Raw genomic sequence first — 16,239 nt, 5'->3', positions numbered from 1 at the left:
CCGGAGTGACCACGCATCGCCCGACTGGCCCGACATTTGTGATGCATTGATTTCCGCGCGGCAGGGCCGGTGTGGGAGTGGCCTGATTGCAGCCGGCAGAGGATCGACGGGGGTCATCGGCTGGCAGAAATTTGGACGCGGTGGTCACCCAGTACTCGGCGTTGCACTTTGAAGTGCGTTCGACGACGTCCTTGTCGTGTTCAATCTGACAATTGTAGAAGCCGATTTTCACAGCACCGGGATCGTTGCAATATCTACCGCGAATAATCTGCGACACGGACAGGGCCGAGGCCTTGTTGGCGGGATTCAGACACCATTCCAAGGTATCAAGGTCGGACTGCAAGCAAGCCTGGGCGTGCAGAGGTGTGGCGAACGTCAGGGTCAATAGGAATGCGGCTGTGTTCAAAACATTTTTCATCGGACGCCTGGATTATGTTTATGGAAAGTATGAATAATAACGAGAAGCCGGGTCCTGCTCCCTGGACGCCGGCTGTCTTAGTCTAGCTTGTAACCTAACCGAACCGAAGTCGATCGGCGGACCGACATCGGCTGTTGGCGCCCTATCACGCTGGCGCCCCGTGCAGGCCTGTAATTTGTGAGGTCCTGCGCTGGTCCAGGCGGTTTGGTCCCCCGGTGATGAACCTCTCCCAGGCCTTCATGAGCTCGCGCCGCTTCGCGAAGAGATCCCCACGTCTGTACGCGCCCTCAACCCTGTTCTCGACTTGGTGTGCGAGGGCGGCCTCGCAGACCTGAGGCTGGAAGTTGGTCTCCTCCGCGGCCCAGTCGCGAAACGAGCTGCGGAAGCCGTGCACGGTCTCACTGCGGCCGAGCCGACGCAGGTGCATGAGCATGGCCATGTCGGAGAGCGGCTCGCCGCGCCTCTTACGGCTGGGGAACACCAACTCGCTCTTGGGCGCCAGCGCACGTGCTAGTCGCAGCATCTCGACGCACCTGTCGCTCAGCGGCACTCGATGCTCGACCTCGACTTTCATGCGCTCGGCCGGGATCGTCCACGTGGCCGTGGGAAGGTCGATCTCCTCCCAGCGCGCCCCCAGGACCTCACCGGTGCGCATAGCAGTGAGGATTGTGAATTCGAGCGCCAGCCTGACTAGGCCGTCTCCGTTGCTGGCGTGAAGCCGGCGCATGAGGGCCGGCATGTCGGCGTACGGCACGGCCGCGTGGTGGCGAGACCGGCGAGGCTGCTTCTGCAACGCAGCGCCGATCGCATCAACGGGGTTGATACCGTCGCGGTGCCCGGCAACCCGTGCGCGCTCTAGCACGACGCGGAGCCGCTGGCGGACACGACGCGCGGTCTCTGCTTTGGCCAGCCAGATCGGTGTCAGCACATCGAGCACGTCGGCCATCGTGACGTCGGAAACGAGCCGGTCACCGATCTTCCGGAAGGCGTGTTGCCGGAGCGTGTTGATCCACTGGTCACGATGCTTGCCGTCGCGCCATCCCTTGCACCGGCGCTGATGCTCCTGCTCGGCGGCGTCTCTAAATGTTGGGATGGAGGTGCGCGCGGCGCGCTGGGCGGCAACCGGATCTCTGCCTTCGCGCACGTCCTTGCGCCGCTCGGCAGCTCTCTCACGCGCCTCTGCCAGGGAGACCTCAGATGCTGACCCCAGCCCGACGTCGCGGCGGCGGCCCCGCGCCGTCACGCGCAGCACCCAGCGCTTTGCGCCGCTCTCGAAGACCCGGAGGACCAGACCCTGCCCATCCCGATAGACACCTGGCTCGCGGACTTGCTTCACGAACAGCGCTGTCAGCAGAAATGCCTTGGCCACACGCGTCCCCCCTTTTCGCTCGGATGGCCCTAGAGCCGTCCCTCTTTCCGTCCCCCTTTTTTGTTGCGCTGTCCTGAGATTCGGCAAGCTCGCGTGAGCAGTCATGCACACTTGAATTCGGCGCTAAGTGTCCGCCAGTGCGTGCATTCTGCGCTTCAGTGAGCCGTCATGAGTTGATTTGAGCAGGACGGGGTTGGCGGAAGGGGTGGGATTCGAACCCACGGTGCCCTTGCGAGCACGCCGGTTTTCAAGACCGGAGCCTTAAACCACTCGACCACCCTTCCTGCCCGCCGCGGCGGAGGTGCGGACCCTATATAACCGGCCGCCGGGTCTCAAGTGATCAGGTGAGGCTGTGCCACGCCGGGAAGGCAAATTGCAGCAGCCGGCCGCTCAGGCGATGAGGGCCCTCTCGGCCTGCCCCGTATAGACGACAAGCGCGCGCGCCGTTTCGCCGTCGCGGCCATAGAAGCAATACCCGGTGCCGCCGGCCGCCTTCGTTTGATAGAGGGCGGAGTCGGCGCGCGACAGGAGCGTGATGGCGTCGACGCTGTCGCGCGACGCGACTGCAATACCGACGCTGGCGCCGATGTCGACGCGGCGCCCGGAAATGTGGAAAGGCGCCACAAGCGAGGCAATAATCCGGGAGGCGAGCTTGGCAGACTTGTTTATTGGATCGGTGGACGAGTGCATGACGACGAACTCATCGCCACCGAGACGTGCAACCAGGTCGGTGCGGCGCACCGTATCGCGCAAGCGGCCGGCCACTGCTTTGAGCAGGTCGTCGCCCATGAGGTGACCGAGGGTGTCATTCACCTGTTTGAAGCGGTCGAGGTCGAGGAAGAGGATGGCGACGCGCTCGTCACCGCACGCGTCATGCAGGGATGTATCGAGCACCTCCAGTAGATGGGCGCGATTGGGCAGGCCGGTGAGCACGTCGTGGCGCGCCATGTGCGCGATCCGGGCTTCCTGTTCCCTTTGCGCGGTGACGTCCTCCTGAACGTCCACCCAGCCTCCGCCGGCGATGGGACCAACCTTCTTGACGATGGTTCGCCCGTCATCGAGCGCCATCGTCTCGGAAAACGAGCTGCCACAGTCGAGATTTTGCCGGTGATCGGCGATCGACTGGCCGGCGCCGCCAACGCTCTTCTGAGCGCGGGCCAGCGTGGCTACGATGTCATTGTAGCGCACACCCGCGCGCGTCAGCTCCTCGGAAAGACCATAGAGCTTTCGGTAGGCCGGATTGCACATGATGAGCCGTTGGTCGCGATCGAACATCGACAGGCCGACGGGCAAGTAGCGCATCGCCGCCTCGAGCAGGGCGTTCTGCTCGGTCAGCGCCGCCTCGTAGCGCAGGTTCGCCCGCTGGACGGTGGCGGCCGAGAACACGCAGAGCAGGACGATGAAGGTCACGGCGGTGATGGCGAGCGCGAGATGCCCGCGGTTCATGCCCGATTCGTGAAATTCGACTGTTGGATCTGGCACGATCGTCACCGCGCCCATGGCAGTGAAATGCAACACGCAGATGGCGAGCGCCAGCAGGAAACCGGCGGTGACGATGGCGCGGGAGCCGGCCAGCGCCTTGAACGCAATGATGGCCGATCCGGCGATGACAATTCCAAGTGCAAACGACGCTGCGACCAGGTGCATATCCCAAGAGATGGAGCCTGGAATGAGGAGCGCCGTCATCCCGGTGTAGTGCATGGTACCGATGGAGAGACCAATGAGCAGTCCGCCGAGCGCTGCCGAGGCGTAGGACTTGCCGGTCGACACGACGAAGCCGGCGCCAGCGATCACGATTGCGATGAGAAGCGACAGCGCGGTCCATACCGGCTCGTAGTGGGTCGGCATGGCGCCCTTGTAAGCGAGCATGGCGACGAAGTGCGTCGCCCAAATGCCCGACCCGGCCGCCGCCCCAGTCAGCGCCGCCCACATAAATCGCCGCGGGCCGGTGGAGCTGTCGGCGATCGAGTACATCTGGAAGGACGTCAGCGTCGTCGCGATGCAGACGAGTGCGGCAAGGACGACGAGCCAACGATCGTGGTCGGTGGCGAGACAGGCGATGACGCGATACATGGCCTCACCGATGACGATGCAACGAACTAGCTCTCTGCCCCATGTGCTAAGGCCTCATTAAAATCGTTCGCGTACGGATTGAGCGACTTTCGTATGCGGTACTCTGCGCGCCGGCCGGCCCCATGCCCCAGCCTGAATGCACGGTTAACTCAAATTCAAACGTGTTGGGTCAACCTTGAGACGTGCCGCGCGAACGTCCGCGACGCACGAGGGACTTTCAGTTCTGCGCTCACCGGCGGCTGCTTCAAGTATGCGTTTGCGTTTGCCAATTGCCGGGCCGGCCCTTGTCGCCGTTGCCATCTGCAGCGCCGCCCTCGCCGGCTGCTCGGGCGGCAGCGCGTTCGACACAAATCTGGGGGTCAGCGCGAGCCCCCGCGTGGCGGACAACGGCCCGATCCGCAAGGGTGGCGGCATTTACAAAGTGGGGCGCCCCTATCGCGTCGGCGGGCGCTGGTACCACCCGCACGAGAGCCCCAACTACGATCGTGTCGGGACGGCATCCTGGTACGGCACGGCGTTCCACGGGCGCCGCACGTCGAACGGCGAAATCTACGACATGCACGCGCTGACGGCAGGCCACCCGACACTGCCCATGCCGTCCTATGCCTACGTCACGAACCTGCAGAACGGCCGCACGGTGCTGGTGCGCATCAATGACCGCGGCCCCTACGCGCGGGATCGCTTGATCGATCTCTCGTATCGGACGGCGCATACGCTGGGGTTTCATAACCAGGGTACGGCCCGCGTGCGGGTGCGCTATGCCGGGCGCGCGCCGCTCAACGGCGACGACAGCGCCGAGCGCCGCTTTCTGGCGCAGCAGAGCTGGTACGGCGGGCCGAAGCTGGCCCAGGCGGACACGGCCTCAATGACCACTGGATCGGTGAGCACGCGGCGCGTGCGCAGCGTCGACTACGCGCGTCTCGGTGCGCAGCAGACGCCGATGTGGTCGGTCCAACAGTACCGGCGCGGCGAGCTCGACAGCGCGAAGCAGGCCGAATCGATCCTCACCAAGCCTGCGGTCGATACGTATGTCCGGGTCGGACCGTTCTCGACGCACGAGGAGGCCGAGCGGCTGCGCTACATGCTGGGCGGCGGCGAATTAGGCCTCGTGGAGCGTTCGGGCACGCGCGCCGAGCCGGCCTACCGCGTGCGGCTCGGACCCTACGACGACGCTGATGCCGCGTCCGCAATGGCGCGAATCGTGGCCGCCGGGTTCGATCCAGAGGCCACCTCGCAGGCTCCGACGGGAGAGAGTGCTCCCAATCGTTGACAGGCGGCGCACCCTCACTTGATAGTCGGGGCGCGTGACGCAATTCCGTAAGGTGCAAAGGCGCAATGCTCTTTTCCCTCCGCCGGCGCGTTGGCAATGATCTCCTGCTGCCGTTGATGCTTCTTTTGACTGCCGTCGTGGCGGCGCCGCTTTCGGCGCTCGCACAGGGCGGCGGATTTACCACGCGCGCCAAGGCGGCGGTGCTGATGGACGGCGACACGGGCGCCATCATGTACCAGTCCAACGCCGACGAGCTGCTACCCCCCGCGTCGATCTCGAAGCTGATGACGGCGGCGGTGACCTTCCGCGCCTTGAAGGAAGGGCGGATCAAGCCGACGACCGAGTTCACGATGAGCGAGCACGCTTGGCGCACCGGCGGCGCGCCGTCGCGCACGTCATCCATGTTCGTGCCCATCAATACGCCGGCGACGATCGACGACCTGCTCAAGGGTCTGATCATCCAGTCGGGCAACGACGCCGCGATCTGTCTCGCCGAGGGGTTGGGGGGCACCGAGGATCAGTTCGCCAAGCGCATGACCGTCGAGGCGCGCCGCATCGGCCTCACCAAATCGACGTTCGCCAATCCGAGCGGGCTCTATGATCCGGCACAGTTGATGACGGCGCGGGAGATCGCGCTATTGGCGCGCTACATCATCAAGGAATACCCCGAGTACTACCCGATCTTCTCCCAGAAGCTCTTCGAGTACCGCAAACACAAGTTCTACAACCGCAACCCGCTGCTGCCGCTCGAGATCGGCGCTGACGGTTTAAAGACGGGCATGGTCAAGGAGTCGGGCTACAACCTCGTCGGCTCGACGGTGCAGGGCGGCAAGCGGCTGATCGTGGTCGTCATGGGGCTCGCCACGGAGAACGAGCGCACGGCGGAAGCGAAGCGCCTGCTCGACTGGGGCTACCGCAGTTTCGCGCCATTCAAGCTGTTCAACGCCGGCGAGACCGTCGGCAGCGCCCGGGTGTGGGGCGGCGAGCGGTTCTTCGTGCCGCTGACCGGCAATGGTCCGATCACCGTGATCCTGCCGCGCGTACCGGAGAACCCGCGCCTCAAGGCGGAGATCGTCTACGACGGACCGCTCAAGCCGCCGATCAAGAAGGGCGACAAGGTCGGCGTGCTGCGCGTCACCAGCCAGTCGAACTCGGTCAACGAGGTGCCGCTCTACGCCGCCGAGGACGTGGAGGCTGGCGGCCTGATGCGCCGCGGTCTCGACTCGCTCGCCCACATGGCGCTCAGCTGGGTGCCCCTGTAGCGCGGGGCAGGCTGCCGTGTTACCGACGCAGCACGGCTGTGGCGCTTTAGGGCGACGATCATCGTGCTCGGCAAGTTCATCACTTTCGAAGGCGGAGAGGGGTCCGGCAAGTCCACCCAGGCGCGGCTCTTGTCCGAGCAGCTCTGGCGGGTCGGCGTCCACACCTTCATCACCCGCGAGCCGGGCGGTTCGCCCTTCGCCGAGGCGCTGCGCCAGGTCATCCTCGATCCGAACATGCCGCCGCACTCGGCCCTGTCGGAGGCGCTCCTGTTCTATGCGGCGCGCGCCGACCACCTCGACAACACGGTCCGCCCGGCACTGAACTCCGGACTGTGGGTGATCTGCGATCGCTTCATCGACTCGACGCGCGTCTATCAGGGTATCGCCGGCGGCTTGCCGGGCGAGGTCATCGACACGCTCAACGAGATGATCGTCAGCCCGACCTACCCGGATCTCACCATCATCCTCGACGTGCCGGCAGAGCTGGGATTGGGCCGCGCCCACAGCCGCCGCGTCGACAAGGTCAATCCGGACACCGAGGCGGACGCCTACGAGAAGCGCGACCTCGCCTTTCACTGGAAGCTGCGCGACGCCTTCCGCGAGATCGCGCGTGCGGAGCCGCAGCGCTGCGTGCTGATCGACGCGGGGCTGGACGAACGCGTCGTGTTCTCGGAAGTCTGGCGTGCCGTGCAGACGCGCCTGTTCGCCCTGGCCCGCTAGTGTGATGATCGAGAAATTCGCCACGAAGTTCGCTCCAAGTCCCAGCAGCGAACGCCGGCGAACTTCGGAAGAGGGACACTAATGGCGCGCGCGCCGCTCACCGCGGAGATCGAGGAGCTGCCGGAGGCCGACCGGCTCGAAAGTTTCCCGCATCCGCGCCACACCAAGGTGCTCTTCGGTCAGGACGACGCCGAGCGCGCACTTGCCGCCGCGCTCGCCAGCGGGCGCATGCACCACGCGTGGCTGCTGGTCGGGCCGCAGGGCATCGGCAAGGCAACGCTGGCCTACCGGTTCGCGCGCGCCGCGCTTGCCGCGCCCGAGGAGCGCGACCTGTTCGGACAGAGCCTGGAGGTGGGAGATGAGACGACTGCCAGCCGCCAGGTGCGGGCGCTATCGCATCCGGGGCTGCTGCTTCTCCGACGTCCCTACGATGTGAAGGCCAAGCGGTTTTCCACCTCGATTCCCGTCGACGAGGTGCGCCGCCTACGGTCGTTCCTGGCGCATCGTGCTGCCGGCGACGGCTGGCGCGTCGTCATCGTCGACGAGGCGAATGAGCTCAACGTCAACGCCGCCAACGCGCTGCTGAAATCGCTGGAGGAGCCGCCTGCCCGCACGGTCTTCCTCCTGGTGTCGTCGGCCCCGGGTCAGCTCGTGCCGACCATCCGCTCGCGCTGCCGCATGCTCACGCTGCCGCCGCTGGACGACGGAAACCTGCGGAAAGCGGCGACACAGTCGCTCACGGGCGCTGATGCAGCACTGCCGGGGGATGGCGACTGGGCGCCGCTTATTCACCTCGCGGGCGGCAGCGCCGGGCACCTTTTGGGGTTGCTCGGTGCCGGCGGCCTGGAATTGCAGGGCCGCATCGACAAGCTGCTCGGACTGCTACCGCGCGTCGACTGGAAAGCGGTGCACGCCCTTTCCGACGAGCTACAACCCATAGCCGCCCAGGTTCGTTTCGACCTGTTCTTCGAGCTGCTGCTCGGCACACTCGCCCGGCTCATTCACGCGGCGGCGACCGGGGAAGGGAGCCCCGAAACACGGGCGCTGGCGGGGCGCATCATCGGCGATACCCGGCTTGCCTCGTTTGCCGCCCTGTGGGAAAGAGTAGCCCGCGAAAAGGCCGACACCCTTGCGCTCAACCTCGATCGCAAGAGCCTCATCATGGAGACGGTGGCTGGCCTTGCCGCCGCCGCACAGGATCGAAAGCCCGCTTAGAGATGCACGCGCCGCGCCGGCCCAGAACCGATCTCTCGCGCTCCGCCCGAATGTGAGGCGGCGATGCCGGCTGCGCGCCGGCGCCTTCGACCTCACACATCTCAATCCTATTCCGAGGACCCATAGTCCATGAGCGGGCGCCCCAAGTTCTACATCACCACGGCGATCTCCTATCCCAACGGCCAGCCGCATATCGGCCACGCCTACGAGGCGATCGCCACCGATGCGATCGCGCGCTTCGAGCGGCTCGACGGCAAGGACGTCTACTTCCTCACCGGCACCGACGAGCACGGCCTGAAGATGAAGCAGACAGCCCTCAAGGAGGGCCTGACGCCGCGCGAGCTGGCCGACCGCAATTCCAAGCGCTTTCGCGAGATGGCCGGATTGCTCGGGCTGTCGAACGACGACTTCATCCGCACAACCGAGCCGCGCCACTACCAAGCGTCGGAGGAGATCTGGCGGCGCATGGAGAAGTCCGGCGACATCTTCCTGCAGAAGTACGCCGGCTGGTATTCGGTGCGCGACGAGGCGTACTACAACGAGACCGAGACGACGCTCGGTGACGATGGCGTGCGCCGCGGCCCGCAGGGCACGCCGGTGGAGTGGACGGAAGAGGAGACGTACTTCTTCCGCCTCTCGGCCTACCAGGACAAGCTGCTCGCGCACTACGACGCCAACCCGGACTTCATCCTGCCGCCCGAGCGGCGCAACGAGGTGACGAGCTTCGTGCGCGGCGGCTTGGAGGATCTGTCGATCTCGCGCACCACGCTCGACTGGGGGATCCCGGTGCCGGAGCCGAAGCGCACCGACGGCAAGAACTCGCCGCCGCATGTCATGTACGTGTGGGTCGACGCGCTGACGAACTACATCACCGGCGTCGGCTTCCCGGATGAGAAGAGCGAGCTGTGGCATTTCTGGCCGGCCGACGTGCACGTGATCGGCAAAGACATCCTGCGCTTCCACGCCGTCTACTGGCCGGCGTTCCTGATGTCGGCGGGGCTGGAATTGCCCAAGCGGGTCTTCAGCCACGGCTTCGTCCTGTCGAAGGGCGAGAAGATGTCGAAGTCGGTCGGCAACGTCGTCGACCCCTTCGATCTCGTCCACGCCTACGGGCTGGAGCAGGTGCGCTACTTCTTCCTGCGCGAGGTGAACTTCGGGCAGGACGGCAACTATTCGCCGGAGGCGATCGCCAACCGCATCAATGCCGATCTCGCCAACGACCTCGGCAACCTCGCCCAGCGCTCGCTGTCGATGATCAACAAGAACTGCGGCGCGCGCGTGCCGGAGCCGGGCGAGTTCGCCGCGGCGGACAAGGCGATCCTCGCCGCGGCGGACGGGCTCTATGCCAAAGCGCGCGAGGCGATGGATAAGCAGGCGGTCACCCGCTACCTCGACGCGGTGTGGGCGGTCGTCGCCGACGCCAACCGGTATTTCGCCGGCGAGGAGCCGTGGGCGAAGAAAAAGACCGACCCCAAGCGCATGGAGACGATCCTCTATGTGACGGCCGAGGTGGTGCGGCAGATCGCCATTCTGGCTACACCGGTGACGCCGCACGCGGCGGAAAAGCTGCTCGACTACTTGGGACAGGACGACGACGCCCACACATTCAAGGCGCTGGGCGAGGCCGGGCGGTTGAAGCCCGGCACGGTGCTGCCGGAGCCGCAGGGCGTCTTCCCGCGCTACGTGGCGCCAGAGGCCGAGCCGCCGGCCGAGAAGCCGCCGAAGCCAGAGAAACAGAAAAAGGCGCCGAAGGACAAGGCGCCGAAAGACGAAGCCTGATGGGTCAAGCGTGATGCTCGTCGACCACCACTGCCACCTCGATTTCCCGCAACTCGTGGCCGACCGCGAGGGCATCCTCGCGCGCGCCAAGGCTGCGGGCGTCGGCGTGATGGTGACGATCTCGACGCGCATCCGCCAGCTTCCGACGCTGCTCGACATCTGCGCGGCGCACGACAACATCTACTGCTCGGTCGGCACGCATCCGCACAATGCGGACGAGGAGCGCGGCATCCCGGCGGACGAGATCGTGCGTCTGGCGCAGCATCCGAAGGTGGTGGCGATCGGCGAGGCGGGGCTCGACTACTACTACAAGAAGTCGTCGCCCGAAGCGCAGGCGGAAGGCTTCCGCCAGCACATCGAGGCGGCGCGGCGCACCGGGCTGCCGCTGGAGATCCATACCCGCGACGCCGACGACGACACGCTCGCAATTCTCGAGGACGAGCACGCCAAGGGCGCGTTCCCGGCGATTTTGCATTGCTACACGGGCGGCCCAAGGCTCGCGGCGCGCGCGGTGGAGCTCGGCCTCTACGTGTCGTTCACCGGCGTCGTGACGTTCAAGAAGTCGGACGCGCTGCGCGATATCGCCCGGGAAGTCCCACTCGATCGGCTACTGGTCGAGACCGATGCGCCCTACCTCGCGCCGGAACCGTTCCGCGGCAAGACCAACGAGCCGTCCTATGTCGCGCATACGGCGGCGACACTGGCCGAGGTGAAGGGCGTGAGCCGGGAAGAGATGGCCAAGGCGACGACCGACAACTTTTTCCGCCTGTTCGGCAAGGTGAAGCGCCCCGAGCGGCGGGATGACGCCGCCGCATGACCTACCGCGCCACGATCCTGGGCTGTGGCTCATCGGGCGGGGTGCCGCGCATCGGCACCATGTGGGGGGCCTGCGATCCTTCCAACCCGAAGAACCGGCGGACGCGCTGCAGCGCGCTGATCGAGCGCATCGGCAAGCCGCGCCACACGACCGTGCTGATCGACACCTCGCCGGACCTGCGCGAGCAGCTGTTGAGCGTGCGCTGCGAGGCGCTGGACGGCGTGCTCTACACGCACGACCACGCCGACCACACGCACGGTATCGACGACCTGCGCATGGTTTCCTATGCCATGAGAAAGCGCATTGACGTGTGGCTCGACGAGCCGACGCGGAAGAGCCTCGTCGAGCGGTTCGGCTATTGCTTCGAGAAGCCGCCGGGCTCGACATATCCGTCCATTCTGGCGGCGCACGCGATCGAAGCACCGGCCCCGATCACCGTTGCCGGGCCGTCGGGAAGCGTCAAGGTGACGCCGGTACCGCAAATGCACGGCGACATTGGCACGCTCGGTTATCGCGTCGCCGGCTTCGCCTATTCGCCGGACGTGAGCGATATTCCCGAGGCGTCCGTGCCGCTGCTCGAGAACCTCGATGTGTGGGTCATCGATGCGCTGCGCTTCACGGCGCATCCGAGCCACTTCAGCGTCAAGCAGGCACTGGCGTGGATCGAGCGCCTGAAGCCGAAGCGGGCGATCCTGACCCACATGACCAGCGACCTCGACTACGAGGCGCTGCGGCGCGAGCTGCCGGAAGGCGTCGAGCCCGCCTACGACGGCATGGTCGTCGCGTTCGATTGAGCTACCAGCTCAAGCGTCGGTGGAGGCGTGGTGCTTCTTCCACTCGGCAAAGCCGACGACCCGCCCGGAGAAATCGCAGTCGGGCGAGACGAGCTCCAGGAACATCGGCACCAGCTCCTCAGGGGCCGGCTGCTTCATTGGGTCCTCGCCGGGAAACGCCTTGGCGCGCATCGCTGTACGCGTCGGTCCCGGATTGACGAGGTTCACCTTCACGTTGGTGTCGGCGAGCTCGTGCGCATAGGTCTTTACCAGCGCCTCGAGGCCCGCCTTCGACACCGCGTAGGGACCCCAATAGGCGTACTTGCCGCTCGATGCACCCGAGGAGACGAACACCGCGCGTCCCGCATCCGATCGCTTCAGCAGCGGATCGATGGTGCGGATCAGCCGCCAGTTGGCCGACAGGTTGACGTCGATGACCTGGTTCCAGGCGTCCTCGGTGACGTGGTGCAGCGGCGACAGCGGTCCGAGCACTCCCGCATTGCCGACGAAAATGTCGAGCTTGCCCCAGCGCTGAAATAGCGTCGGGCCGATCTGATCGATCTTGTCGCCCTTGGAGATGTCGAGCTGGAGGAGCGTGGCCTTGCCGCCGCCGGTGCGGATTTCGTCGTCGAGCTCCTCCAAGGCACCGATGGTGCGCGCGACGATGACGACATGGGCGCCGGCTTGGGCGAGCGCGAGGGCGACGGCGCGTCCGATGCCGCGGGAAGCGCCAGTAACAAGCGCAAGCCGGTCTTTGAGCGGTTTCTTGTTTTTCATGGCCCCGTCAGGCTGGCGGAAAAAGCAACGCCCGCCCGGGCAGCTTATGCCGACGGGCGGGCGAGGCAAGTCCTACGAATTACCCGGGCGAAGCGCGCTGAGGCGGATTAACCCACTTCGGCCAGCAGCGAAAGCTGGCGCGGGACGGTCTGGCCACTCTGGTCCGTGAGCGGGGTCGGGTACTCGCCGGTAAAGCAATGGTCGGTGAACTGCGGGGCACGTGCATCCCGAGCGTCGAAGCCGACGGCGCGGTAGATGCCGTCGACGGACAGGAACGCCAGGCTGTCGGCGCCGAGGAACTGGCGCATGCCTTCCAGATCCTTGTTGGCCGCAAGCAGGTCCACCTTGTCCGGCGTGTCGATGCCGTAATAGTCCGGGTGCGTGATCGGCGGGGAGGCGATGCGCATGTGCACCTCGCGGGCGCCGGCCTCGTACATCAGCTGCACGATCTTTTTCGATGTGGTGCCGCGCACCACGCTGTCGTCGACGAGCACGATGCGCTTGCCGCGGATGACGCTGGCGTTGGCCGAGTGCTTGAGCTTCACGCCCAGCGCGCGGATCCGCTGCTCGGGCTCGATGAAGGTGCGGCCGACGTAGTGATTGCGGATGATGCCGAGCTCGAACGGCACGCCCGACTCCTGCGCGAAGCCGATCGCTGCAGGCACGCCCGAATCCGGGATGGGCACGATGACGTCGACCTCGGCCGGCGCCTCGTGCGCCAGCTGCACGCCCATCTGCTTGCGGATGTCGTAGACGGTACGGCCGCCGATGACCGAATCCGGCCGGGCGAAATAGATGTACTCGAAGATGCAGGGCCGCGACGGGCGCATCGGGAACGGGCGGTGGCTCTCGATGCCGTCCTCGGTGATGACCACGACCTCGCCGTTATCGATCTCACGGACGAACTCGGCGCCGACCATGTCGAGCGCGCAGGTCTCGGAAGCGAGGACATACGCCTGCCCGAGCCGGCCGAGGACGAGCGGGCGAATGCCGACCGGGTCGCGGGCGCCGATCAGCATGTCGTTGGTGAGGCCGACGAAGGCGTAGGCGCCCTCGACCTCGCGGATCGCCTCGACGAAGCGCTCGACGATTCGCCGCTTCTTGGAACGGGAGAGGAGGTGGAGGACGACCTCCGTATCGGAGGTCGACTGGCAGATGGCGCCGGTGGAGATGAGCTCCTGGCGGAGCGTCAAGGCGTTGGTCAGGTTGCCGTTGTGGGCGACGGCGAAACCGCCAGTATCGATGTCGGCGAAGAGCGGCTGCACGTTGCGCAACACGGCATCGCCGCAGGTGGAGTATCGATTGTGGCCGATGGCGGCGTGGCCTTTGAGGCGTTCAATCACCGAAGCGCGGGAGAAGTTGTCGCCGACGAGGCCCATGCGGCGCTCGGAGTGGAACTGCTTACCGTCGTAAGCGACGATGCCGCAGGCTTCCTGGCCGCGATGCTGGAGGGCGTGCAGCCCGAGCGCGGTGAGGGCCGCCGCATCCGGGTGCCCAAAAACACCGAAGACCCCGCATTCCTCGCGGAGTCTGTCGTCGTCGTAGCGCAGATTGACTGGCCCTTGGCGCTTCGCGTCGCAAAGCATTTGGGCATCTTCGAGCCGTTGAGTCATCGCCACCTCCCGCTGGTGTCGTGCCGCTGCCCGATAGGATGAACGCAAGTTAACGATGGCGGTGCCGCTGGATCAGCTGGCGCGCACCTGCCACGTGACACAAATATGATATCTCACTGCAGCTTCAAGCGCTAATTCGTCGCCCCGCGGGTTTTCCAGTGCCCCTTGCTGTTGAGGCTGCACGGGCTGCTCCTCCTGGGGTTGCTCTCCCGGGGGAGCCGTCAACGAGGACGGCATATAGGCTTCGAGGATGTAGCGGATCGAGTCGCCGGTGCCCTTGATGTAGGGCAGCGTCTTGGCGTCGCGCACCCACGGGACCTGCGTGTTCGGGTCCGGGAAGAACGCGTCGTAGAACATGTAAGGAATGACGACCAGCACGAAGCCGCGCACCACGCCGAAGATGAAACCGAGCACGCGGTCGATCATACCGATGCGGCTGTCGAGGATGGCGTCCGACAGGCGCGCGGTGATGAGATGCACGACGATCAGCACAATAAGGAAGATCACGGCGCCGACGACGATCTGCGCCACGGCGACCTGCGTGCCCATCTGCGCGGCCATGTCTTGCGCGAATGGCTTATGGAAGATGACAAAGTAGAGCACGGCCGCGGCCGCGATGGCCCACGAGACGATGGACAGCATCTCGCGGGCGAAGCCGCGGTAGAGCGCCAAGAGACCCGAGATGAAGCAGACGGCGATCAGCGCCGCGTCGAGATACGTGATCGGGCCCAGCATGGTTCAGAATGCTCCGTTACTCGGCAAAAGCTGCCTGTCAGTCGCATGACGGCGGGTCATCGGCAAGCTCCCTCAGGTGCGCGATCCGCGTCGTTTTGAGCTTCAGACCGGCAGTTTCGAGCTCTCCCTGACCGGGAAGCACCGCCTGGCGAAACCCCAGTTTCTGCGCTTCTTTCAAGCGCGGCGACATGAGCGGGGTCGCGTTGATGGCGCCCGAAAGCGACACCTCCCCGAAATGGACCCTATGTCGCGGAATAGCCACACCGGAAAGAGACGAGATGAGCGCCGCGGCAGCCGCGAGATCGGCGGCGGGCTCATTGATGCGCAGACCGCCCGCGACGTTCAGGTAGACGTCCTGGCCGGCGAACGACAGGCCAGCACGCGCCTCCAACACGGCGAGCAGCATCGACAGGCGCCCTGAATCCCAGCCGACGACGGCGCGGCGCGGCGTGCCGAGCGAGGAGGGCGCGACGAGCGCCTGGATCTCGACCAGCAGCGGACGCGTACCTTCCATGCCGGCGAACACTGCGGCGCCAGGGCTCGACGCGTCGCGATCGCCGAGGAACAACTCGGAGGGATTGCCGACCTCGCGCAGGCCCTCGCTCACCATCTCGAAGACGCCGATCTCATCGGTCGCGCCGAAGCGGTTCTTCACCGCGCGCAGGATGCGGTAGGTGTGCCCTCGGTCTCCTTCGAAATACAACACGGTGTCGACCATGTGCTCGATCACCTTCGGGCCGGCGATCTGGCCATCCTTGGTGACGTGGCCGACGAGGAGAAGCGCACTGCCGGCGTGCTTGGCGTGGCGGATCAGCGCCTGCGCCGCGGCGCGCACTTGGCTCACGGTGCCGGGCGCCGCTTCGATCGCTTCGGCCCACAGCGTCTGGATGGAATCGATGACGACGAGGTCGGGCGGCGGGCCGGCCTCGAGCGTGGCGAGGATGTGCGCCAGCGACGTCTCGCAGGCGAGCGCGACGGGCGCGTCCGAGAGCCCGAGGCGCTCGGCGCGCAAGCGGACTTGCGCGGCCGCTTCCTCGCCGGAGAAATAGACGGCGCGGCGCCCGGCGCGCGCCAGGGTCGCAGCGAGCTGCAAAAGCAGCGTCGACTTGCCGATGCCGGGTTCCCCGCCGATCAGCAGCGCCGAGCCGGGGACGATGCCGCCGCCGGTGACGCGGTCCAATTCGCCGATGCCGGTCGAGAAACGCGGTGCCTCGCGCGTGCCACTCTTCAGACCTTCGAGAACAATGACGCGCCCCGATCCACGGCGCGATAGGCCGGTGCCCGGTGGCGCGGCGACGGCGGTCTCCTCGGTCAGCGTGTTCCATTCCCCGCACGAGGGGCACTTACCCGTCCAGCGCGGCGAGGCCACCCCGCAGTTCTGGCAGACGAAGGTGGTCTTGCTCGGCTTCGCCATCCTG

The 16,239-nt window shown here is 66.0% G+C and carries 13 protein-coding genes and 1 tRNA gene; 7 read left to right on the top strand and 7 right to left on the bottom strand.

Going from position 1 to position 16,239, the window contains the following annotated elements; translation table 11 throughout:
- Window positions 1-563: 563 nt before the first annotated feature.
- From GIW81_RS02020 to GIW81_RS02010, 3 genes are all read right to left on the bottom strand, one after another.
- Window positions 564-1,787 (bottom strand): tyrosine-type recombinase/integrase, encoded by a 1,224-nt coding sequence (locus tag GIW81_RS02020; protein WP_324614865.1) that lies wholly within the window; start codon window positions 1,785-1,787, stop codon window positions 564-566.
- A 194-nt stretch (window positions 1,788-1,981) separates the two neighbouring features.
- Window positions 1,982-2,071: transfer RNA gene (locus GIW81_RS02015), tRNA-Ser, on the bottom strand.
- 106 nt (window positions 2,072-2,177) lie between these two features.
- The gene (locus tag GIW81_RS02010; RefSeq protein WP_154737675.1) at window positions 2,178-3,860 is read right to left on the bottom strand and encodes a diguanylate cyclase domain-containing protein; all 1,683 of its coding nucleotides are present in this window, start codon (window positions 3,858-3,860) and stop codon (window positions 2,178-2,180) included.
- Between the two features lie 250 nt (window positions 3,861-4,110).
- Here GIW81_RS02010 and GIW81_RS02005 point away from each other — a divergent pair, with 250 nt between their 5' ends.
- The 7 genes from GIW81_RS02005 to GIW81_RS01975 all read left to right on the top strand — a co-directional run bounded on the left by GIW81_RS02005 (window position 4,111) and on the right by GIW81_RS01975 (window position 11,717).
- Window positions 4,111-5,130 (top strand): septal ring lytic transglycosylase RlpA family protein, encoded by a 1,020-nt coding sequence (locus GIW81_RS02005; protein ID WP_154737674.1) that lies wholly within the window; start codon window positions 4,111-4,113, stop codon window positions 5,128-5,130.
- A 65-nt stretch (window positions 5,131-5,195) separates the two neighbouring features.
- Window positions 5,196-6,392 (top strand): D-alanyl-D-alanine carboxypeptidase family protein, encoded by a 1,197-nt coding sequence (locus tag GIW81_RS02000; protein WP_229309056.1) that lies wholly within the window; start codon window positions 5,196-5,198, stop codon window positions 6,390-6,392.
- A 60-nt stretch (window positions 6,393-6,452) separates the two neighbouring features.
- A complete protein-coding gene (tmk, locus tag GIW81_RS01995; protein ID WP_407658186.1) occupies window positions 6,453-7,112 on the top strand; it encodes a dTMP kinase in 660 nt (219 codons plus the stop codon).
- Window positions 7,113-7,193: 81 nt separating this feature from the next.
- The gene (locus GIW81_RS01990; protein WP_154737672.1) at window positions 7,194-8,327 is read left to right on the top strand and encodes a DNA polymerase III subunit delta'; all 1,134 of its coding nucleotides are present in this window, start codon (window positions 7,194-7,196) and stop codon (window positions 8,325-8,327) included.
- Between the two features lie 129 nt (window positions 8,328-8,456).
- Window positions 8,457-10,106, top strand: a complete 1,650-nt coding sequence (metG, locus tag GIW81_RS01985) for a methionine--tRNA ligase (RefSeq protein ID WP_154737671.1) — start codon at window positions 8,457-8,459, stop codon at window positions 10,104-10,106.
- A 13-nt stretch (window positions 10,107-10,119) separates the two neighbouring features.
- Window positions 10,120-10,923, top strand: a complete 804-nt coding sequence (locus GIW81_RS01980) for a TatD family hydrolase (protein WP_154737670.1) — start codon at window positions 10,120-10,122, stop codon at window positions 10,921-10,923.
- On the top strand, window positions 10,920-11,717 hold the full coding sequence (locus GIW81_RS01975) for an MBL fold metallo-hydrolase (protein ID WP_154737669.1): 798 nt from the start codon (window positions 10,920-10,922) through the stop codon (window positions 11,715-11,717). The genes GIW81_RS01980 and GIW81_RS01975 overlap by 4 nt, the downstream gene beginning before the upstream one ends.
- A gap of 9 nt (window positions 11,718-11,726) precedes the next feature.
- Here the strand turns inward: GIW81_RS01975 and GIW81_RS01970 are convergent, their stop codons facing one another.
- From GIW81_RS01970 to radA, 4 genes are all read right to left on the bottom strand, one after another.
- Window positions 11,727-12,473: an SDR family NAD(P)-dependent oxidoreductase gene (locus GIW81_RS01970; RefSeq protein ID WP_154737668.1), complete on the bottom strand. Its 747-nt coding sequence runs from the start codon at window positions 12,471-12,473 to the stop codon at window positions 11,727-11,729.
- 107 nt (window positions 12,474-12,580) lie between these two features.
- A complete protein-coding gene (gene purF, locus GIW81_RS01965) occupies window positions 12,581-14,059 on the bottom strand; it encodes an amidophosphoribosyltransferase (protein ID WP_154737667.1) in 1,479 nt (492 codons plus the stop codon).
- Between the two features lie 99 nt (window positions 14,060-14,158).
- Entirely contained in the window at window positions 14,159-14,821 is a 663-nt protein-coding gene (locus tag GIW81_RS01960) for a CvpA family protein (protein ID WP_154737666.1), read from the bottom strand.
- A gap of 37 nt (window positions 14,822-14,858) precedes the next feature.
- A complete protein-coding gene (gene radA / locus GIW81_RS01955) occupies window positions 14,859-16,235 on the bottom strand; it encodes a DNA repair protein RadA (protein WP_154737665.1) in 1,377 nt (458 codons plus the stop codon).
- Window positions 16,236-16,239: the final 4 nt, after the last annotated feature.

This window comes from Hyphomicrobium album, assembly GCF_009708035.1.
Taxonomy (GTDB): Bacteria; Pseudomonadota; Alphaproteobacteria; order Rhizobiales; family Hyphomicrobiaceae; genus Hyphomicrobium_A; species Hyphomicrobium_A album.
The sequence above is the reverse complement of the archived record's forward strand: the minus strand, read 5'-3'. Positions and strand labels throughout refer to the sequence as shown.